Here is a 20,658-nt window from a genome sequence, read left to right on the forward strand (position 1 = left end):
AGGGGACAGCCCCTTTTTGTTACTTAACCGGGGACGGGTGGGCTCGAGGCCGGGTTTTCCCCCTTTTCCAGAGCCTCCAGCAGCACCAGCGTTCCGGCGTATACCCCTTCGTCGTCGTAGACGAAAATCACTTCCCCGTCCAGGTTGCGGGAGTCCAGGTGTACCCTTTTCACAGACCGGGAACCCATGTTCCGGTAAATGAAACCGGCCAGCTCGGGATCCACGGCATCTATGCTGATGCCCGTCTCCAGGCTGCCCAGGTAACAGCGGGCCATCAGGTTGGCCTGGACCACCCTGTGATTGCGGTCCACATAGACCGCTCCCTGGGGCAGGGCTTCCATGAGGCGGGACAGAACCCGGCCGCAGGTTTCCTCCTCCCTGCCGCCGGTACCGATTACCGTCAGCGCCCCCAGTACTTTGCCCTTTTTCACAATGGGCGAGTGAATGGCCTCCAGCAGGCGGTCGGCGGTCTTCAGGGTCAGGGTGCCGTACCGGTTCTTTTCGCCCGGGATGTCCCCGATATGTCCCAGTATTTCCTTTAATTTCGCTCCCTTCAAGGGCCCTTTTGCGCTGAAAATCTCATGGGCCGCCTGGTTGGCAAAGAGCACCCGCCCGGCGTTGTTGGAAATAATCACTCCCTCATGCACATGGTTAAAGATGTTAAAATCGATGTTTTCGAAGTAGGTCCGGGCGCTGTTCACCCCCCACAGTTCCACCAGGAACTGGTAGAGGCAGCAGTAGAGGGCAAATAGCAATAACATGATGGTAATGACGCGGTAGGTGTCGAAGTTATTTTCCCGCAAAAAAAAGTACAGTTGCCAGGGAGGATCACCTATGGTCAGGAAATTTACGTCATATGCTAATTGGTTGGCATAGAATTTTTCTTCCCGGCCGCTGAACTGGTCCAGCAATTCCCGTTCAAAGGGCCACACCACGGGAGTCTTCCCACCGGCAAAAACGGCCACCCTGCAGGTGTTGCCCAGGAATTCCTGGGAGAGCTCCTGTTGAAAGTCCATAATGCTGAAGTCCAGGGCCAGCCATTCCTTCCCCAGGGGAGTGACCACGGTTACCACCGTTTGAGCGCCGTCACCGGCATGCACCCCCAGCACCCGGGACCCCTGCCGGGGTGGCTGGGACCGGAACTTTTCCAGCGGCAGGTCTCCAGGGGGTATCCCTGTTCGAGCCACCACTCGTCCTGTGGCGTCCAGAATGTATGCGCCGGTAATGCGGTGATCGAAAAGGGGCAGCTCTTTTAGAGCGGCGTTCCTGTCGGGCCGGCCGTTGAGTTTCCGGGCGGCCCCTTCGGTGACTCCCCGCAGGTTGTTGAGAAAGAAGCTGGTTTTATTGACGGCCACCTGGCGGATGGTTTCTTCGTAGTCGTTCATGATGCCTTTTAAAAAGCGGAATTCCACGACAAAGAGCATGGTTATGATAGTCAGGAAGAAGAGCATTATAAACATCAGCCAGGCGCTGTTTACCGTCAGGGACTTTTTCATCGCATCCACCGCCACTACCAGTTTGTTTAACTGCCGGACGATTCATTTCCTGCGCTTGCCCGGTTTGCCTCACAGATCGGGATGTCGCAGGAGGCCGGCACTACCTTACCAGTCCCCTGCGGGCGGCGGCAGCCAGGGCTTCCTCCAGCGTCCTCACCCCCAGCTTGGTGCAGATGCCCCGGATGCGGCGCCGCAGGGTGGACAGGCTGATATAAAGTTTGGCCGCCACTTCCTTCTGGTCTTCGCCCCGGGCAATGAGCTGCAGAATGCTGGTTTCCTGGTCCGTCAGCACGGGGCTGTCGGGTTTTAACAGCAGTTCAGCCTGCAACCCCGGATAGAGGTAGGTTCCGCCCTTGTACACCATATTGATGGCCGAGCGGATCTCATCAAAAAAGGCATATTTGGGTACAAACCCGTGTACACCCCTTTCCATGGCCTTGCGGATAAAGGTTACATCGTCATAGGTGGTCAGGGCTACAAATTTCACATGGGGGTGGGATTGGACCACACGTTCGCACAGGTCCAGGCCGTCACCGTCCGGCAGGCCGATGTCCAGCAGGATCACATCCACGTTTGGGCCCACGTTCTGTAGCGCCGCGGCGCAGGAATCGGCCTCGGCCACCACCTGCATGTTTTCTTCCATATCAATCAGCTTTTTCAGGCCCTCGCGGAAAACGTTATGATCCTCCACCAGCATGATCCCGATCTTCTTCACTGCCTTTCCCCCCGTCAGTAAGTGGTACGGTCAGGGTTACGCAGAATCCCCCGTCCCTAAAGCCGTATGCCAGGTCCCCGCCGATAAACCTGGCCCTTTCCTTCATTCCCCACAGTCCTTTTCCGGGTACGGGCTTCTCTTCCCGCATTCCCCCGTTGTCCAGGATCTCGATCTGCAGGGTATCGCCTGTCTCGTTGAAGTAGATGTCCACCTCCGTGGCCGCCGAATGCCTGGCCACATTGGTAAGAGCTTCCTGAATAATGCGGTAAATGAATATTTCCCTGTCCCGGCCCAGGCGCAGTGAGCGCTGGTGGTAGAAAATATAGACCCTGCAGTTATGGAGACGCTCGAAATTGGTGCTATAGGTTTCCAGGGCCGGGATCAGCCCCACCTTTTCGATCAGGTAGGGGTGAATGTCGTTCATGATACTTCGCATATCAATGGCCGCATTCTGGCACTGGGTACGCAGCAGGCACAGGTTCTTTTGTACCTCTTCCGGCAGCTTTTCCCCGTGTACCCGCAGCACGTAGTCCAGGCCGTGGATGATGCTGGACAGGTACCGGCCGATCCAGTCGTGAATTTCAATGGACAGGTGCTTTCTTTCCCTTTCAATGGTGTCCAGCAGAATGGTGCCGTCCTTCGGTTCGGGCGCCTGCCGGGCGGTGAGCACGGCACCGGCCGTTTTGCCGAAAAGGTAGACCGGGGCGCAGTCCACGGTCAAGAGCAGCCGGCTCCCTTCCCGGTTATAGCTCAGCGGGCAGTCCGCCGTTTTTTCCTCCTGCAAAAGGGCCTGGTAAATGGGTTGGACCACTTTCTGCCAGTGGGGGTACAGGATCAGGATGTCCCCCAGGGTTTTACCAACCGCCGTTTCCCGGGAAAGGTTAAATAATTTTTCCGCCGCCGGGTTTAAATACTGTAACTTTTCCTTCCGGTCCACAAAGATCACGGCCCTGGAAGAGTCCCTCACCAGGTCCTGCAGGCAGGAATACCGCGCCGCCAGGGGCCGGGCCGCCGCGCTGGCCCACAATACCGCTCCCAGGGAAAGGAGGGAAAGGAAAAACATCAGCAGGCTTTCTTTATGCAATGAAGCCATGGTACGTTCCAGCAGGTCTTTATTCTTCTGCCCGCCGTCTCCGGCCAGGGCGGCGGCCCGGTAGGCCAACTGCCGGCTGAGGTCACGGTGCTGCCACAGCAAAAGTTCCCGGCCGGTGTCCCGTCCGAGTACCCCGCGGGGTATCACCTCATTTTCCATAAAGGAGGTATAAGCCCTGGTCAGGGCCATCAGCTCGGCCACGTCCTGCTTTCTGGATTGTTCCACCAGGTTATAGAGTTGCAGTTCTCTTTTTGCCGTTTCCACGCTGTAATGACGGAAATCATTCAGTGCCTGGGCATCACCGTAAAAGATATAATCCTGCCCGGCACCGGTCAGGTGATAAATGTTCGATGCTATTTCCTGGTATTTAATCTGGCGCTGCAGTTCCACTTCGATCCGGCTTAACTGCCGGGGCAGGGTATAACCTGTGTAAAGCAAGAGCAAAACCGGCAGCAGGATCATGATAAACCACAATGCCCACGGCCACCAGGTCCGGTTTTGATTCACTGACGTCACCTTCCATTAAAAATAAAGGATACGGCAGGGCCGGTATAATTCCTGCGGGAATCTTCTGGTTATGGGCGGGATGCGGCATCCCTTTCCAAAATCACCATGGCAAACGGCACGAAACGCTCCTTTTGATGAACCAAAAAGTTCATCTTTGTGAATAAAATGATTCGTTTGTTTGACCATTCAGTTCATCCTGCCCTGCAGTCGTTGATCCTCTGGCGAAGGTGCTCTAAGATAAGCTTAACTAATGAAAGGCATAAGAAGTGGAGGTGTTTTAGCAGAAACGGGAAAAAAGTGTAGATTTAAAGGATTGTGAGCACAAGCGTGAAAGCGGAGTTTCGTTATGGGGAGGGAAAAGAAATGAATGGTCATGCACAAAGTGCCGGAATGAAAGCTGGTGCGGGCATGCCTGCAGTACCGCAGTCCCACGGGTGGTCCGATCTCTGGAAAAAAGAAGACTACTGGGCCATCTGGATGGGCCTGGGCGTTGTGCTGGCCGCCCTGATCTTCTTCTATGCCGGCAGTTCCATCAAATCCATTGCCGTGGCGCCGCCCACCTGGGTGGATTTCAGTGAAGTTTCCAAGCATTTCGCTGCCAAATGGATCTGGTACGTCGGGCTTTATGTACTCTTTATCGCCCTTTTCACCATAAGCAGCGCAGTCATGGGCTTCAAGGCAGGGGAATTCATTCCCGGCTTCACCATCCTTTTCATTATTTCCACGATCATCCTGGTTGTCGGCTCCTGGAAGACGGCCATCGACCTGAACCTGGAGCCACCCCTTTTAGCCCTGCTGCTGGGCATGATCGTCAGTAACGCCTTCAAACTGCCCAAATGGCTGGATACCACCTTCCGCACGGAATTTTACGTCAAGACCGGTATTGTGTTGCTGGGTGCCACGCTGCCCTTTACCCTGATCATCCAGGCCGGGCCGGTGGCCTTCCTGCAGGCCACCATTGTGGCGGTGGTGACTTTCCTGACCATCTTCTTTGCTGCCACCCGGCTGTTCGGATTGGACAGGCGCTTCGGTGCCACCCTGGCCGCCGGCGGATCCATCTGCGGGGTATCGGCCTGCATTGCCCTGGGTGGTGCGGTGAAGGCCAAAAAGGAACACGTCTCCATCGGCATTTCCCTGGTGGTCATCTGGGCCATCATAATGATTATCGTTCTGCCCCTGGCGGCCAAGGCCATGGGCATGCCGCCCGGCATCGCCGGGGCCTGGATCGGCACTTCCGAATTTGCCGATGCGGCCGGTTTTGCGGCGGCTGCGGCCATCGGTGACGAAGCGGCCATCCGTTCCTTCACCCTGATGAAGGTGGTGGGCCGGGACATCTGGATCGGCCTGTGGTCGCTGATCATGGCCATTATCGCCTGCACGGTGTGGGAGCGTAGCTGCTCCGCCGGACAGGGCGAAAAGGTAAACGCCATGGAAGTATGGTGGCGCTTCCCCAAGTTTGTCATCGGCTTTTTCCTGGCTTCCCTGATCATGACCTTTGTGGCCATGCAGTTTTCACCGGCGGAATTTAAAAAGGTGCTTACCCCCGAGGTTATCGGACCCATCAAGACTTTACGCACCTGGACCTTTGTCTTTACCTTCCTTTCTATCGGATTTACCACCCGCTTCCGGGAACTGACCGCCTTCGGCTGGAAGCCCCTGGCTGCCTTTACCCTGGGCGTGGCCGTAAACGTGCCCCTGGGTTACGTCCTGTCGGTGCTCATCTTCGGCCATTACTGGGCGAAGATTTGACGAAATGTTTACATGCCTGCCGTGCCCTGCCCCTGTACCGGGCGGGGCTTTTATTTGTTCCTCCCTTTTGCTAAAATTAAAAAAGGTTTATATGAATTTTTGCCATTTCTCCCCGGAGGGCTGGTTTCGTGGGCAAGATTATTATTTTCGCCAAAACTATCCCCGGTATTTTGCTCATGCTGGCCATTGCCTTTCTGGCCCGGGGCGGAGGCGATTTGGGATTGCCCTGGTGGCCGGGGCTGGAGAGTCTTCTCGCCGGCAGCCCTCTGGCCAGGAGGGTGTTTATTGATATTCTTCATCTGAACCACATTCTTATCTCCATTATCCTGGGTATGCTGGTGGGGAATCTTTTGGGCATACCCCGCTGGGCGGCGGCAGGCATCCGGACTTCCAGCCTGTTCATTAAAATAGGCGTCATTTTACTGGGTTCGCTTTACAGCGTCATGGATCTGGCTGCACTGGGCAGCACGGCGGCAATCATCATTGTGTGCTTTATCGTCTTTATGCTGTTGTTCACCGTCTGGTTGGGTAACAGGGTGGGTATGGACCCGGCCGGTGCGGCCACCCTGGCGGCAGGCACGGCGGTATGCGGTGTTTCGGCCATTCTGGCCACCGCCCCGGCGGTGCGGGCCAGGAACACCGACGTGGTGTACTCCATTGCCACCATTCTTTTCTTTGGCCTGATTAGCCTGTTTGTCTTTCCAGTGGTGGGTACGCTGGCAGGTTTGAGCCCCCACCAGTTTGGCGTATGGGCCGGCACGGGCATCATGAATTCCGGTCAGGTTCTGGCGGTATGTCTCACCTTTGACCCGGGTACCGTTACCCATCCTTCGGTAAGCCTGAAAACCGGGGAGATTTACAACCTGACGCGGGTAATTTTCCTGCCCTTCGTGGTGCTTTTCCTGGCCCTGTTTGCCAGCCGCTACTTTACGGTGGAGGACGAAGTCAGCATTAATACCGGCCTGTGGAGTAGATTTCCCGTTTTTGTGCTGGGTTTTCTGACCATGGTTTTGCTCACTTCTTTTGGCTTTCTGGGGCCCACGTCGCCGCCTTCCAGGGAACTCACCATCATCCGGCACCTGTACAGCTGGTTTTTTGCCATCGGCCTGGCCGGCCAGGGGATGCGGATATCTCTGGCTGAATTGCGCCGGGCGGGGAGCAAGCCGCTTTTGGTGGGCACAGTGGCCGCCTTCCTGAAGGCCCTGCTGGCTCTCATTGTGGTGATCCTGTTTGTGCCGCGGGAGCCCTGAAAAAGGAAAAGGGGTGCTAGAAATGTTGCTATATCCGGATAAAAACGAAGATCCCCCGGGGGATGGGGAAGAAATTTTTTTCGTGTTTTTTACGGAAAGGATGGAGGACTATCTGGCCCTTTCCCTGGCGGCGTTAATCCTGATCATCATTCTCTTATTTTTTTAAAATGGCGGAACCCCGCCGCCGGTAGACAGGGAAAGAGATTTATCCGGCAAAAGCGGAAAAAAAATCCTTTGTCCACAAAAATGAAAAATATTTGTTTTACATTGGAAAAAAATGAATAACTCTTTCCCCCCTGTTATATACTATCACTGGAAGAGTTCAATCGCGCCAGATTGCAAAAAAGGGAGGGAAGGGTGACCATGAAAGCAACGGGTATTGTTCGCCGCATTGATGATCTAGGAAGAGTAGTGATTCCCAAGGAAATCAGAAGGACGCTGCGCATCCGTGAAGGGGACCCTCTGGAAATTTTTGTAGACAGGGAAGGTGAGGTAATCTTAAAAAAATACTCGCCCATTGGCGAGTTGGGGGACTTTGCCAAAGAATATGCCGATTCCCTGCATGAAGCCCTGGGGCACATTGCCTGTATTGCCGACCGGGATACCATTATTGCCGTTGCCGGAGCGCCCAAGAAGGAATACCTGAATAAACCCATTGGTGCGGCTGTGGAGAAAGTGATGGAAGAACGCAGGGCAGTGATCATCAACAATCCCGGGGAAGATCCCTACTGCAAGGAATGCTTGACTGCAGAAGAAGGGGAATGCAGGTATTCGGCGGAAGTTATTGCCCCCATCATTGCCGAAGGCGATCCCATTGGAGCGGTGATCCTGGCCTCCAGGGAACCGGATGTGAAAATGGGCGAACTGGAGTTGAAGCTGGCCGAAACGGCAGCCGGCTTCCTGGCAAAACAAATGGAACAGTAAAAGGTGGCCTGCCGGCCACTTTTTTATTGGGTGCTTATCGCTCGACACATCTCTTTCCCCACATTCAAGCATTCAATTGGATCTAAAATTAACGTCTTGATGTATAATTATTTTTGCCGTGCTGACGATATGAACATTGGGGGGTGAAAGACCCGTTTCGGCGGGTTTAATTATGGGTGCACAGATTACCGTGGTTGGATTGGGGCCGGGCAATCCCGGTCACCTGCCCCTATCCGTGTGGGAGGTGCTGCGCAGGGCGAAACGTTTGTTTTTACGCACCGGGCGGCATCCGGTAGTTCCCTGGCTTAAAGAAAAAGGCATCTCCTTTGAAACCTTTGATTACCTCTACGAAACCGGCCGGGATTTTCAGGACGTCTACCGGCGCATGGCCGAAACCCTGCTCGGCGAAGCGGCCGGGGAGCCACTGGTTTTTGCCGTGCCCGGCCATCCCCTGGTGGCGGAAGAGGCCGTGGGGATTGTTTTGGAAGAGGGGCCCCGGCGTGGCCTGAAGGTGGACGTGCTTCCCGCCATGAGCTTTGTGGATGTGATTTGCAGCGCCCTGGGACTGGATCCGGGCAAGGGGTTGCACCTGGTGGATGGTTTGCGCCTTGACCGGCAGGAACCGGTACCGGGGGTAGCCAACATCATCTTCCAGGTCTACAGCCGCCTGGTGGCTTCGGACGTAAAATTAACCCTCATGGAGTACTATCCCGCGGCCCACCCGGTGACGGTGATCCGGGCGGCAGGGGTCCCTGACCTTGAGCGGATTGAGGAACACCCCCTGTATGAGCTGGACCGGCTGGATTGGTTTGATCACCTGACCAGCCTGTACCTTCCCCCCTGCCCCGGGGCAGCCGGGAAATGCCATTATCCATTGGATTCCCTGGTTGAGGTGATGGCCACCCTGCGGGGCGAGCAGGGCTGTCCTTGGGACCGGGAACAGACCCACAAAAGCCTGCGCCCCTTCTTGCTGGAAGAGGCCTACGAAGTGCTGGAAGCTATTGACCAGGAAGACATGTATAAACTTTGTGAGGAATTGGGAGACTTATTGTTACAGGTGGTATTTCACAGCCAGCTGGCCAGGGAAAAGGGCTTCTTCGACATAAACGATGTGGTAAAGGGAATTACCGCTAAAATGCTGCGCCGGCACCCCCATGTCTTTGGAGACGTTCCGGTACGGAACAGCGCGGAAGTTCTTGCCAACTGGGACCAGATTAAAGCGCGGGAGGAAGGCAAGGAGAGGCCGGTCTCTCTTTTAAAGGAGGTTCCCCGCTCCCTGCCGGCCCTGTTACAGGCCAGTTCCATTCAGGCCAGAGCGGCCAGGGTTGGTTTTGACTGGCCCGATTACCGGGGTGCCCTGGACAAAGTTTTCGAGGAGTTGCAGGAAGTAAGACAGGCCCTTTCCGGGGACAGGAAGGCGGAGCTGGAAAGGGAACTGGGAGATCTGCTTTTTGCAGTGGTTAACCTCTCCAGACTGCTGGGTGTGGAAGCCGAAGTGGCCCTTTACGGGACCGTTAACCGTTTTCGACGCCGCTTCCAGTACATAGAGGAACGGGCGCGACAATGCGGCCGGGACCTGGCCAGTTTTACCCTGGACCAGCTCGACGCCTGGTGGGAAGAAGCAAAGAAGGTGGAACGGGCAGAAAAAAAGCGGAATAATTTTCGTGCCGGGAGGAAACCCGGGAGATTTAGCGAATAATAAGTCAGACTATGTCTAAACCTTCTGAGGGGGGTATTTATGAACAAAGCAGAGCTCATTTCCCAGGTGGCAGAGAAAACAGAGCTGACTAAAAAGGATGCCGAAAAGGCTGTGAGCGCCGTGCTTGCCGCCATTGAGGAAGCTCTGGCCCGGGGGGATAAGGTTCAACTGGTCGGTTTTGGTACCTTCGAAATTCGTGAACGGGCCGCCCGCAAGGGCCGCAATCCACAAACAGGGGAAGAAATCGAGATTGCAGCCGCCCGTGTTCCCGTATTCAAAGCCGGCAAAGCCCTGCGGGATGCAGTTTCAACTGCTACATAAAAGTAAAGCAGAAAGAGGCCTGAAAACTGGGCCTCTATTTATTTTCTGCGCAAATGATTGCGAATGGACGAGCTAATTGAAGGGACAGCCCCCATTTTATTTCTTTTTAGCCTGAAATCACCATCGACTTCCTGTGTGTACTTGTGGTAATATTAACAATAAATACCATCGGAGGTGGTCAGTATGTGTTTGATCAGGCATACCGGAATCCATGGTAAAGGCAGAGGGGAGTCCATTGCCGGGGGGGAGGCGCTTTACCCCGGGTTCAGGGTTTTGTGCCGGGGGACCGGCCGGGGGTGGCGATGGCGAATGGGTATGGGGGTGAGGGGGCCATGACGGTTTAAGGGGCCGGCTGAAGGGGAGATGGTTGGTGGTGCGGGTATTCCACAAAAGGTGAGGACGCCTGGTCCAGGAATGCGTGGGGCTGATTTTAAAGAGCCGTTTTTAAAACGCGTAATAACGACGGTACCCCGCCATCAACAAGCACCAGTTTTCGTGTTACCGTACCGGCCGGCCGTACGGAATTTAAAGGGTAAGGAGGTGTGACAGGCACTGCCGGCGTGGGCATAATTTTACCCCTCCGGGCAAAAAATAAGGGGCAAATGCCAGCGATGCCTTTTTCGCTACGGAGGGGGAGAAAAGATGTTAAAGCCTGTGTTCACCCGCGCAGTTATTGTCACCACCTTGATCGGTCTTTTAATTGCCGGTTGCACCAGGGCGGCGCCCCGTAAGCCGGCACCCCCTGCTCCCGGCCGGGAGCCTACCATCAGCCTCTATGTGAACGAAACCGGTGAAAGGAAAAACATAAAATTGGAAGACTATGTGGCCGGCGTAGTGGCGGCGGAAATGGAACCGACCTGGCCGGTCAATGCCCTGGCAGCCCAGGCCATTTTGGCCCGCACCTTTACCATGGAAAACATCAGGGCCGGACGGGTAAAGAAACTCCACGGCACCGATGCCTCTACCAGTGTCCAGGAGTTTCAGGCCTACGATCCCGCCCGCATTAACAATAACGTGCGGCAGGCCGTGGCCCGCACCCGGGGAGAGGTAGCCATGTACAGGGGGAACTATATCAAGGCCTGGTTCAACGCCTGCGATGGTGGTGTGACCGCCTCTGCGGCCGAGGGGCTGGCCTACACCAGGACTCCCACGCCCTATGTGCGGGCAGGTGTGCGGGATAACTGCCTGTCCATTACCACGCCCGAGAACCGGCACTGGGAGAGACGCATTCCCCTGGAACAGGTCCGGGCGGCAGTAACGAAGATTACCGGGCAGGATCCGGGGCCAATTACATCGGTGCGGATAGTGCGCCGCGGCCCCTCGGGCCGGGCCGAACAGTTGCGGATTGGCAGGGTGACCGTGAGCGGCCCGGCACTCCGCCTGGCCCTGGGGAGCGAATGGGTGCGTTCCATGTTACTTTCCAATGCCCGGATAGAGGGCAATGCCCTGGTCCTCACCGGGAAAGGATACGGGCACGGTGTGGGCATGTGCCAGTGGGGGGCCAGGCTGCTGGCCCAGAAAGGACGTTCTCCGGAGGATATCGTCCGCTTTTATTTCAAGGACATTGAAATTAGAAAGTTATGGCAGTAAACAGGTGGTTCCCGCCACCGTTTTTTTTTGCATAAAACCCGCCGGGGTGCATAGATATGAAAGTGAGCAGTCCGGGGGTGAGGTCTGTGGAAGGCAAGCACAAAGTAATGTTGACCGACCGCAAGTACCTGCTGGTTGAGGGCGTGCGGCACGTGGAGAGCTTTGACGAAAACGAGATCACCCTGGACACCACCATGGGGTTTCTGACCTTGAAGGGCGAAGGTTTGCATATCACCCAGCTTGACCTGCAAAAAGGCAATCTGACCGCCGAGGGGTTCTTCGCCAGCTTCTTGTTTCAGGAAGACAAGGGCAGGGGGAGGGCCAAAGGGAAAAACGTGTTAAAACGGCTGTTGAAATAAGGACATAAGCGCGGGCGGCGCTTTTTTTACTGGCCAAGGTGGTGATGCCCGTGACTCTGGCAGAACAATTAAACGCCTTCCTTTTAACCCTGTTGACCGGTTTAATTTCGGGCTTTGCCTACGATTTCTACCGGGTTTTGCGGGAAATGCTTCGTCTTAAAAAAGCGGGTACTTTTGCTGGAGACCTGCTCTTCTGGCTATTCCTGCTGGTGGTGGTGTTTGGCCTTTTACTGGTGGGCAATGATGGTGAGGTGCGCTTTTATGTTTTCCTGGGACTGGCCCTGGGGGCGGGAATACACCTGATCTTTTTTAGTTCTGCTGCCCGTCGTTTTATTTACCGGAGCATTTACCTCTTCTTGCGGACAATCCAGGTAATTGCGGCCGGGACGGTGGCATTCTTTCGTATACTTACCTTCCCTTTCAGGGTCGTTTTTTTCCTGGTGGCCTGGCCTGTGGCCCAGGGAGGGCGCGCATTACGCCTGGCGGGCAGGGGGATTGGGCGGGCAGGTAAAAGTGTCTTAGGCCCTCCCGTGCACCGCTTTTCCGGGGGGTTGCGTACCCGGTGGCAGCGCTTCAGCAGCCGGTGGCGCCCAAGACGGTAAACGTAAGCTGACAAAAATTAAAACTTTCAAAAAAGATACGAAAAGCCTGTTTTGTCCAGATCGTTCGTCCTCCGGGTGAACGATATTTTTTATGGCCGCTCTGCGAGCACAATAAAGTGCTAAGTGCAGTCATGATTGTCCACAGGCCAGGTGGGAATTATCTTGAATAATATGCCTTAAGCCAGCCGGGTTTTCAACCGCGCCATGGGCGTTCCTCCCAGCCGCTACCGGCAGATTGTTGCAGCCCGCCGCAGCAAATAGACTTTTTAAACTGTGGCGGAATAACAAATATATGGTGCTTTTTTTATTCAGGAAAGGATTTTTGATACTGAATGGAGAAAAAATATAACCCTCTGAATAAGGTTCAGCCTGAAATATCTGCAAAAGGCCAGGCAAAGGTGGTTTTTACCCTGGGCGGCAACTGGCGGGCCCTGATTTAGGGAGGTGCCAGGTAGTGATTTCTTACATCCACCGGAAAAGCGGGTCTTTTCCGTCGCGGTCTGATAGCGGGCGGCGGCGCCTGCGTTTCAACAAAAACCGGCTGCCCGGCTTGCTGATGGTGGTTCTACTTTGTTACCTTTTGCTCTCGTTTTTTTCCCAGTTCCACCGCCTGGATGCCATGCAGCAGGATCTGCAGCAACTCCAGGCTCAGTTGACGGAACTGCAGAAGAAAAATGCGGAGTTAAAACAGCAGCTTAAACTGGTACAGTCGGATGCGTACATAGAACAGGTGGCCAGGGAGCGCCTGGGCCTGGTAAAGCCGGGAGAGGCACGCATTGTACCGGTGAAGCCGGGGAACTAACAGTTTTCCTGTTTTTGGAGCATTAGCCCCGGGATTCCGGGAGCAGGCCACGAAGCATCGTCCGGTACCGGCAAAAGCGATGACACGAGCCGTGGGGATATTTCGGGGCAATTAAAATCTTTCTTGACACTTACACTTTTCCAGGCATATAATTAACCAAGGTTTTCTACATTAAGGGAGGCAAAACCGCAAATTATGCCGGTAGAAGTGGGAAGCGTTTTAGAAGGCGTGGTGACCGGTATTGCTAACTTCGGGGCCTTTGTTCAGCTTCCCGGTGGTGAAACCGGTCTGGTGCATATTTCCGAAGTGGCCGATGAATACGTAAAAGACATCAACCACTTTTTAAAGGTTAATGACAGGGTAACGGTAAAAGTTATTTCCGTTGATTCCCGCGGGAAAATCGGACTTTCCATCAGGCAGGCCAGAGATTCCGGGGAAAGGTCATCCCGGCGCGGGCGGTTTGAGCCTTCCTTTGAGGAAAAGCTGAGCCGTTTCCTTAAAGAGAGCGAAGAGCTGCAACAGTCCCTGCGCAGGAGCCTTGATGCCAAGCGGGGCGGCCGGGGCTCCGGGCGGCGGTTTGTTTAGCGCTGGCAAATAAACCCGGCGCAAAACCGGTTATCACAGCATTCCGAGAAAGGGAATGCTTTTTTAGTTTTGACCAGGGAAAGGGGTTTGGTTATGCGCGTGGCGATCATTGATATCGGCACCAATTCCACCCGTTTGCTGGTTGCCGACGTCCACCGGGAGAAAGTGGAACGGGTGGTTCATTTCGACCTGGTGACCACCAGGCTGGGGGAAGGAATTGGCTCCGGGTATTTGCATAAAGAGGCCATTGCCCGCACCTGTGAAACCTTAAAGCATTATCTGGAACGCATACACCCCCTGCAGGTGGAGCGTGTGGTGGCGGCGGCTACCAGTGCCGTGCGGGATGCCCGCAACCGGGAAGAGTTTCTGGAGGCAGCCCGCCAGGTCGGTTTGGAGGTAGCGGTTCTTTCCGGGGAAGAGGAGGCCTACCTCAGTTATCTGGGGGTCCGGGGCGGGCTTGAGGTGGATGCGGCGGGGCTTGTGGTTATGGATGTTGGTGGCGGGAGTACCGAATTTATCTGGCAACGGGAGGGGTCCCTTTTTTGCCGCAGCGTCAATGTAGGAGCGGTGCGCATGACCGAGGGAGGGCATGACGATGCCGCCATCAGCCGTCTCCTCTCGCCCACGCTGGACCAGGTCCGGCTCAGCTCTCCCCGGCGCCTGGTGGGGGTGGGCGGTACGGTCACCACGTGCGCGGCCATGGTGCAAAAACTGGCGGTTTATGACCCGGCCCGGGTACACGGTTTCGTGCTTTCCCGCGCGGATGTGGAAGATATAGTGGACATCCTTTCCCGGTGCACCCCGGAAGAGCGGCGCCGCCTGCCCGGGCTGCAACCGGAGAGGGCCGATATTATCACCGCCGGAGTGCGCATCGTGCGATTGGTGATGCTGGAACTGGACATGCCTTCCCTGCAGGTGAGCGAAGCCGACATTATGCACGGTCTGGCCATTCAGGCCGCGTCCGGTGTCGAAAGAAAAAGTGTCGTAATTTACCAATGATGACAAAAAATGCCCACCCCCTGTACTATAATTTTCAATTAGGGGAGAAATAAGGGGTGGCATTTGTGTCGGAGGAAATCAACGTCTATCCCTACCAGCGGGCAGGACAGGGTGGAGAAAAAAAGCGTTTGCCGAAAAAACGAAAACGCTGGCATTTTTTGCGCAGGCCGGCGGGGGCAGCGTTCCTAACCCGCGAGGGACTTCTTTTGTTTATTGCCGGCTTTTTTTTAGGCCGGGCCGTCTTGCTGGGTGAAATTGTTCCCTGCGCGGCTGCCTTTGTGGCCGCTGCGGCCCGTACCTTTCCTGCGGCCGGGCCGGCCGCCCTTTTGGGGGTGGGTGCCGGCCTGGCCACCGTCAGCTCCGGCCTGTCCCTGGCCGGGGCACTGGGTGCCGTGGCGTTTACCTGGCTTATGGTGCAGGCCATGCCCTGCGGCATTAAAAGGCCGCAGCTGGTGGCAGCGGCTGCCGTTTTTTCCCTGACTGTAGTCATCAAAGCAGGTGTGCTGGCCTTTACCGGGCCTTCTCCGTACCAGTACATTACCATCTTTTTTGAAGGCGGGTTTGCCGCCCTTTTAACGCTGGTTTTTCTTGTGGGCCTTCCTGCCCTGGACAAGCTTACCGGCCTGGCCTCCTTGACGGGCGAAGAGTTGTTTTCCATGCTGGCGCTGCTGGCGGCGGTGGTGGCCGGCACAGGCGACTTGCAGGTAGCCATGTTTACTTTAAAGGGGCTCCTGAGCCGGTTAATCATTTTGCTGGCCGCTCTTTTAGGAGGCGTGGGGCTGGGTGCCGCCGTGGGGGCGGTGGTGGGCATCCTTCCGGGGCTGGTTTATACCGCAGTTCCGGCCATGATTGGCGGCTACTCCTTTGCGGGGTTGCTGGCCGGGTTGTGCCGGGGTTTTGGCAGGCCCGGGGTTGCTCTGGGTTTTCTTCTGAGCAATGTCATTCTATCCGTTTACCTGACCAATTTCGGGGATCTGACTGCCGTGATGGGGGAAACTGCCCTGGCCGTGTTGCTTTTCCTGCTCATCCCGGGCCGCTACATCGGCTCTTTGAGTAAGTCCCTGTTCCCCGTGGTTCTGAGGGCGCAGGGGGCATCACCCGCCGCGGACCGGGTGCAGGCGGTGGTTGCCGGCCGCATGCGCAACTGGTCCCTGGTTTTCGACGAACTTTCCCGCAGTTTTAATCAAAGTTGTACCACGGCGCCTCAAGAGCAGGAAGAACCGTCCCTGCAATCTTTATTTAACCAGATTGCCGCCAGGGTGTGCCAGGGGTGCGGTCTTTACCGCACCTGCTGGGAATGGGAGTTTTTTCGCACCTACCAGAGCCTGCTGGATCTCTTTGCCCTGGTGGAAATATACGGGCAGGTTGGCGGGGCGGACCTTCCGGAAACGCTTAAAAGGCGCTGTTCCCGGCCGAAGGAACTGGCCATTACCGTCACCTGCCTGTATGAAACCTATAAGCTTAACCGCTACTGGTTGAAAAGACTGGCCGAGAGCAGGGAGATAGTTTCCGAACAATTGAAGGGCGTGGCCCAAATTATTGAAAATCTTACCTCGGAACTGGAATTTGAGGTACAGGCCCTTACGGGCGACGAGCAACTGCTGAAACAAAAGCTCAAGCAGGCGGGGGTCCCCGTGGCTGAGGTGCGGGTCCAGCGCCAGGGGGACGGCAAAACGGAAGTCATGATCACCCGCAGCGCCTGCGAGCGGCAGCATGAATGCATGGATTTGGCGGCGCTGGTATCCCGGTTGATGGGGGAGTCCTTCGCCCTGCCCTTCAGCCAGTGTCCTGTGTTCAGGCCTGAGCAGTGGTGTACCTTCCGCCTGTACAGCGGGCTGAAATTTGCCCTTAATGTGGGGGTGGCCGGGATAGGTAAAAATGGTAGCTCCGTTTCCGGGGATAGTTACGCTTTCCTGCCCTTAAGGGAAGGCAAGTTTGCCCTGGTCTTAAGCGACGGCATGGGTAGCGGTGCGGAGGCGGCCCTGGAAAGCAGTACGGCCGTGTCCCTGCTGGGCAGGCTTTTGGAAACGGGGCTGGACCGCAACCTGGCCGTAAAAACCGTTAATTCCATAATGATCCTCCGTTCCCCCGGGGAAACTTTTGCCACCCTGGATATGGCCATGCTGGACCTTTACGAAGGCCAGGCCGATTTTGTCAAGATTGGCGCCCCACCTGCCTTTCTAATTAGAAACAGGCGGGTCAGCATGATCCGCGCCAGTTCCCTGCCGGTAGGCATTATCAAAGACATTGACGTGGCTTCCGTGGCCAGGACTCTTCTGGAAGGAGACGTGCTGGTCATGGTCAGTGACGGCATCATCGACTCTTACCGCGGACCGGGGGATAAAGAAGACTGGATCATTGGTGTGCTCCAAGAAATAAGCGACTTCAGCCCCCAGGAAATGGCCGATCTGCTGCTTAAGCTGGCCCAGACCGGGGCGGGCGGGGAAAAGCAAAATGCCGATGATATGACCGTGCTGGTAGCCCGGGTGGAAAAGGCGACGCCCTCCTGAGAGGGCTTTTTTAGTGTCCACAAAGATAGCACATTTTCTGCCACCGGGAAGGAAAAAAATATTATTTGTGGAATTGTAGTATTTCGGATGCGTATTCGGGAGTGCCGGGGATGGCTTTAGAACAGGATGTGCGCTTGTTCATCGATAAATTCCGCATGATCTCCCCCGGGGATAAGGTGCTGGTCGGGGTATCCGGCGGCCCCGATTCGGTCGCCCTTTTACATTTGCTCTGGCGCATGAAAGGGGAGCTACACATTTCCCTGGCCGTGGCCCATTTAAACCACATGTTTCGCGGCGAAGAAGCCCGGGCCGACGCCCGCCTGGTGGAAGAACTGGCGAAGGGCCTGGGACTGCCGGTGCATGTGGAGGAATTTGACGTGCCCGCTTACCGGGAACGCACCGGCCTTTCGGCCCAGGATGCGGCCCGCCGGGTGCGTTACCGCTTTTTCGAAGAAGTGGCCCGGCGCATTGGCGCCTCCCGGGTGGCCCTGGGGCATCACGCCGACGATCAGGCGGAAACCATTATCTTCAATTTCCTGCGCGGCACGGGACCGGCCGGTTTAAAGGGCATTCCCCCCGTCCGCGGCAAGTATATTCGCCCCCTGCTGGACGTCCGCCGGTGCGAGATCGAGCGTTATTGCCGGGAGCACTCCCTGCCCGTGCGGGAGGATGCTTCCAACAAAAAGACCATTTACACCCGCAACCGCATTCGCCTGGAATTAATTCCCCGTCTGGAGGCCGAGTATAACCCCCGGCTGGTTGATGCCCTTGTTCACCTGGGGCACATTTGCCGGGAAGAAAACGATTACCTGGAAGAACAGGCCGCCCTCCTTTACGGGCGGGCATTAAAAACTCAAAAGGAGCACTCCCTGCTTTTTACTGTTCCCGAGATGTTATCTTCACCCCTGGCCCTGGTGCGCCGTGTTTTGCGCCGGGCCTGGCGTCACCTCACCGGCACTGAAGGAGATTTATCCTATCTTCAGGTGGAGTCCCTGCTGGCCCTTTTGCATAACCCTGCCGGGGGCAAGGTGGTGGAGCTTCCCCGGGGGGTGCGGGCGTCCCGCCAGGGTCTGGTTTTACGCCTGTGGATGGGGGATGATGGTCCTGGTGTGCCCTATTACTGTTATCCCCTGGTGGTGCCGGGCATAACCTATATCCCGGAGATTAATTCTTCTATCCAGGCCCGGCTCATTTCCATTAGCGAAGCCCCTGATCCCCGGGCCCTTTCTGCCCGCGAGGCCCTTCTCGATTATGATGCCATATCCGGGCCGCTGGCCGTCCGCCGGCGCCGGGATGGGGACCGGTTTCACCCCCTGGGCATGGCCGCCGGCATGAAATTAAAAAAGTTTCTCATTGAGCAGGAGGTTCCCCGGGAAGAGCGGGATTACCTGCCCCTGGTTGTGGCCGGGGACGAAATTATCTGGGTGGGGGGAGTGCGTCCCGGCGAGCCATGGAAAGTTACCCCCGAAACAAAAACATGTCTTTATTTGCAAATCCTGGAGGGAGAGGTGCAGGGCGCATTAAATTGTTGAGGCAGGACCGTAAATATGTTATAATAAACCTTATGGGTGAATTGAGTGGCTTTGTCGAGAGGAGTGGCTTTGTTGAGCAAGGTCCTGAAAAATTTGAGCATATACCTTCTGATCGTGCTCGTTATTATAATGCTGATTAAATATACTCAGCCACCTGCTACCGGGATGGAAGACTGGACTTACAACAGGTTTTACCAGGCAGTAAATCAGGGCCAGGTTCAGGAAGTGACCATTCAGTCCCGGGAACATACAAACCTGATCACCGGAACAACGAAAAACGGTATTAAGTTTCAGGTTACGGGGTTAAAAAATGATGCTCAGATAGCTGCTTTTTTGTTGGAAAAAGGGGTTGAGGTAAAAATTCAAGAGCCCCCCTCACCGGGCTGGTGGGCCAACATCCTGACGAGCCTTTTGCCCATTTTAATTTTCGTGTTGCTCTTCTTCTTCATGATGCAGCAGACCCAGGGCGGGGGCAACCGGGTAATGTCCTTCGGCAAAAGCAGGGCCCGCCTGCATACCGACGATAAAAAACGGGTAACCTTTGCAGATGTAGCGGGTGCCGATGAGGTCAAGGAAGAGCTGCAGGAGATTGTGGAGTTCCTGAAAAACCCCAAGAAGTTTGCCGAGCTGGGGGCCCGCATTCCCAAAGGGGTGCTCCTCTACGGGCCGCCCGGGACGGGCAAGACCCTTCTGGCCAGGGCCGTGGCCGGGGAAGCCGGTGTACCCTTTTTCAGCATCAGCGGTTCGGATTTTGTGGAGATGTTTGTGGGTGTCGGTGCTTCCCGGGTGCGGGACCTTTTTGACCAGGCCAAGAAAAACGCCCCCTGCATTGTTTTCATAGACGAAATTGATGCCGTGGGCCGGCAGCGGGGTGCGGGCCTGGGCGGCGGCCATGACGAGCGGGAACAGACCCTGAACCAGCTCCTGGTGGAAATGGACGGTTTCAGTCCCAACGAAGGGATCATCATCATTGCCGCCACCAACCGGCCGGACATCCTGGACCCCGCCCTGTTAAGGCCGGGCCGCTTTGACCGGCAGATTGTGGTAGACATTCCCGACGTGGCGGGGCGCAAGGAGATTCTCAAGGTGCACGTGCGGGGGAAACCCCTGGCCCCGGACGTGGACCTGGATGTGCTGGCCCGGCGCACCCCCGGTTTTACCGGGGCCGACCTGGCCAACCTGGTGAACGAGGCCGCCCTTTTGGCTGCCCGCAACAATAAAAACCAGATTACCATGCAGGAACTGGAGGATTCCATTGAACGGGTGATTGCCGGTCCGGAGAAAAAATCCAAGGTCATCAGTGAACAGGAAAAGAAGCTGGTGTCCTATCATGAAGCCGGCCACGCGGTGGTGGGATACCTCCTGCCCAATACGGATCCCGTCCACAAGGTTTCCATCATTCCCCGGGGCAGGGCCGGGGGGTACACCCTGCTCTTGCCCAAGGAAGACCGTTACTATATGACCCGCTCCATGCTCTTGGACCAGGTGACCATGCTGCTGGCCGGCCGGGTGGCGGAGGCCCTGGTGTTGAAAGAAATAAGCACCGGTGCCCAGAACGACCTGGAGCGGGCTACCGAAATTGTCCGGCGCATGGTTATGGAGTACGGCATGAGTGAGGAGCTTGGTCCCATGACCCTGGGGCGTAAACAGGAAACGGTATTTTTAGGGCGGGACCTGGCCCGGGACCGGAACTACGGCGAGGAAGTGGCCGCGGCCATCGACAAGGAAGTCCGGCGCATGATTGAAAGCTGTTACAACCGGGCCAAAGAGCTTTTGGAAAAGCACATGGACACGCTGCACCTGGTGGCCAAAACCCTCTTTGAGAAAGAAACCCTGGAGGCGGAGGAATTTGCCGCCCTGATGAAACAGGCCGGGGAAGAGGAGCACAGCGCCAGGAATTAAGCACCCAGCACTCAACACCCAGG

At 56.1% G+C, this 20,658-nt stretch carries 19 protein-coding genes; 15 read left to right on the forward strand and 4 right to left on the reverse strand.

What is annotated here, in order from left to right; all coding sequences use genetic code 11:
• Positions 1-23 precede the first annotated feature (23 nt).
• The 3 genes from J2Z49_RS02225 to J2Z49_RS02235 form a co-directional block, all read right to left on the reverse strand.
• On the reverse strand, positions 24-1,511 hold the full coding sequence (locus J2Z49_RS02225; RefSeq protein WP_307399452.1) for a PAS domain-containing protein: 1,488 nt from the start codon (positions 1,509-1,511) through the stop codon (positions 24-26).
• Positions 1,512-1,596: 85 nt separating this feature from the next.
• On the reverse strand, positions 1,597-2,211 hold the full coding sequence (locus J2Z49_RS02230; protein WP_307399454.1) for a response regulator transcription factor: 615 nt from the start codon (positions 2,209-2,211) through the stop codon (positions 1,597-1,599).
• Positions 2,174-3,820 (reverse strand): sensor histidine kinase, encoded by a 1,647-nt coding sequence (locus J2Z49_RS02235; protein ID WP_307399455.1) that lies wholly within the window; start codon positions 3,818-3,820, stop codon positions 2,174-2,176. Before J2Z49_RS02235 ends, J2Z49_RS02230 begins: the two co-directional genes overlap by 38 nt.
• 399 nt (positions 3,821-4,219) lie before the next feature.
• Between J2Z49_RS02235 and J2Z49_RS02240 the strand changes: the two genes are divergently transcribed.
• From J2Z49_RS02240 to yabQ, 9 genes are all read left to right on the forward strand, one after another.
• Positions 4,220-5,560, forward strand: coding sequence for a YeiH family protein (locus J2Z49_RS02240; protein WP_307399457.1), 1,341 nt, complete (start codon positions 4,220-4,222; stop codon positions 5,558-5,560).
• Between the two features lie 128 nt (positions 5,561-5,688).
• Positions 5,689-6,810, forward strand: a complete 1,122-nt coding sequence (locus tag J2Z49_RS02245) for a YeiH family protein (RefSeq protein WP_307399458.1) — start codon at positions 5,689-5,691, stop codon at positions 6,808-6,810.
• A 22-nt stretch (positions 6,811-6,832) separates the two neighbouring features.
• Positions 6,833-6,976, forward strand: a complete 144-nt coding sequence (locus tag J2Z49_RS02250) for a hypothetical protein (RefSeq protein ID WP_307399460.1) — start codon at positions 6,833-6,835, stop codon at positions 6,974-6,976.
• 197 nt (positions 6,977-7,173) lie between these two features.
• Positions 7,174-7,734 carry a stage V sporulation protein T gene (spoVT, locus tag J2Z49_RS02255; RefSeq protein ID WP_307399462.1) on the forward strand — a complete coding sequence of 187 codons (561 nt, stop codon included), beginning with the start codon at positions 7,174-7,176 and terminating at the stop codon, positions 7,732-7,734.
• Between the two features lie 172 nt (positions 7,735-7,906).
• Complete coding sequence (gene yabN, locus J2Z49_RS02260) at positions 7,907-9,433, forward strand: bifunctional methyltransferase/pyrophosphohydrolase YabN (protein WP_307399464.1); 1,527 nt, start codon at positions 7,907-7,909, stop codon at positions 9,431-9,433.
• Between the two features lie 39 nt (positions 9,434-9,472).
• The gene (locus J2Z49_RS02265; RefSeq protein ID WP_307399465.1) at positions 9,473-9,754 is read left to right on the forward strand and encodes an HU family DNA-binding protein; all 282 of its coding nucleotides are present in this window, start codon (positions 9,473-9,475) and stop codon (positions 9,752-9,754) included.
• Positions 9,755-10,396: 642 nt separating this feature from the next.
• Entirely contained in the window at positions 10,397-11,344 is a 948-nt protein-coding gene (locus tag J2Z49_RS02270) for a SpoIID/LytB domain-containing protein (RefSeq protein ID WP_307399467.1), read from the forward strand.
• Positions 11,345-11,400: 56 nt separating this feature from the next.
• Positions 11,401-11,703 (forward strand): sporulation protein YabP, encoded by a 303-nt coding sequence (gene yabP, locus J2Z49_RS02275; RefSeq protein ID WP_052303802.1) that lies wholly within the window; start codon positions 11,401-11,403, stop codon positions 11,701-11,703.
• Positions 11,704-11,753: 50 nt separating this feature from the next.
• Positions 11,754-12,305: a spore cortex biosynthesis protein YabQ gene (yabQ, locus tag J2Z49_RS02280; RefSeq protein WP_307399469.1), complete on the forward strand. Its 552-nt coding sequence runs from the start codon at positions 11,754-11,756 to the stop codon at positions 12,303-12,305.
• Between the two features lie 129 nt (positions 12,306-12,434).
• On the opposite strand, the gene J2Z49_RS02285 is transcribed toward yabQ, so the two are convergent.
• Positions 12,435-12,689 (reverse strand): hypothetical protein, encoded by a 255-nt coding sequence (locus J2Z49_RS02285; protein WP_307399471.1) that lies wholly within the window; start codon positions 12,687-12,689, stop codon positions 12,435-12,437.
• Between the two features lie 70 nt (positions 12,690-12,759).
• Here J2Z49_RS02285 and J2Z49_RS02290 point away from each other — a divergent pair, with 70 nt between their 5' ends.
• From J2Z49_RS02290 to ftsH, 6 genes are all read left to right on the forward strand, one after another.
• Entirely contained in the window at positions 12,760-13,107 is a 348-nt protein-coding gene (locus J2Z49_RS02290; protein ID WP_307399473.1) for an FtsB family cell division protein, read from the forward strand.
• Between the two features lie 195 nt (positions 13,108-13,302).
• Positions 13,303-13,692 (forward strand): S1 RNA-binding domain-containing protein, encoded by a 390-nt coding sequence (locus J2Z49_RS02295; RefSeq protein WP_307399474.1) that lies wholly within the window; start codon positions 13,303-13,305, stop codon positions 13,690-13,692.
• Between the two features lie 93 nt (positions 13,693-13,785).
• Positions 13,786-14,691, forward strand: a complete 906-nt coding sequence (locus J2Z49_RS02300) for a Ppx/GppA phosphatase family protein (RefSeq protein WP_307399476.1) — start codon at positions 13,786-13,788, stop codon at positions 14,689-14,691.
• Between the two features lie 65 nt (positions 14,692-14,756).
• Positions 14,757-17,201, forward strand: coding sequence for a stage II sporulation protein E (gene spoIIE / locus J2Z49_RS02305; RefSeq protein WP_307399478.1), 2,445 nt, complete (start codon positions 14,757-14,759; stop codon positions 17,199-17,201).
• Between the two features lie 110 nt (positions 17,202-17,311).
• The gene (gene tilS / locus J2Z49_RS02310; protein ID WP_307399480.1) at positions 17,312-18,733 is read left to right on the forward strand and encodes a tRNA lysidine(34) synthetase TilS; all 1,422 of its coding nucleotides are present in this window, start codon (positions 17,312-17,314) and stop codon (positions 18,731-18,733) included.
• 72 nt (positions 18,734-18,805) lie between these two features.
• Positions 18,806-20,635: an ATP-dependent zinc metalloprotease FtsH gene (gene ftsH / locus J2Z49_RS02315; RefSeq protein ID WP_307399482.1), complete on the forward strand. Its 1,830-nt coding sequence runs from the start codon at positions 18,806-18,808 to the stop codon at positions 20,633-20,635.
• The last annotated feature ends 23 nt before the right edge of the window (positions 20,636-20,658 follow it).

Origin of the sequence: Desulfofundulus luciae (assembly GCF_030813795.1) — a bacterium.
GTDB classification, from domain to species: domain Bacteria; phylum Bacillota; class Desulfotomaculia; order Desulfotomaculales; family Desulfovirgulaceae; genus Desulfofundulus; species Desulfofundulus luciae.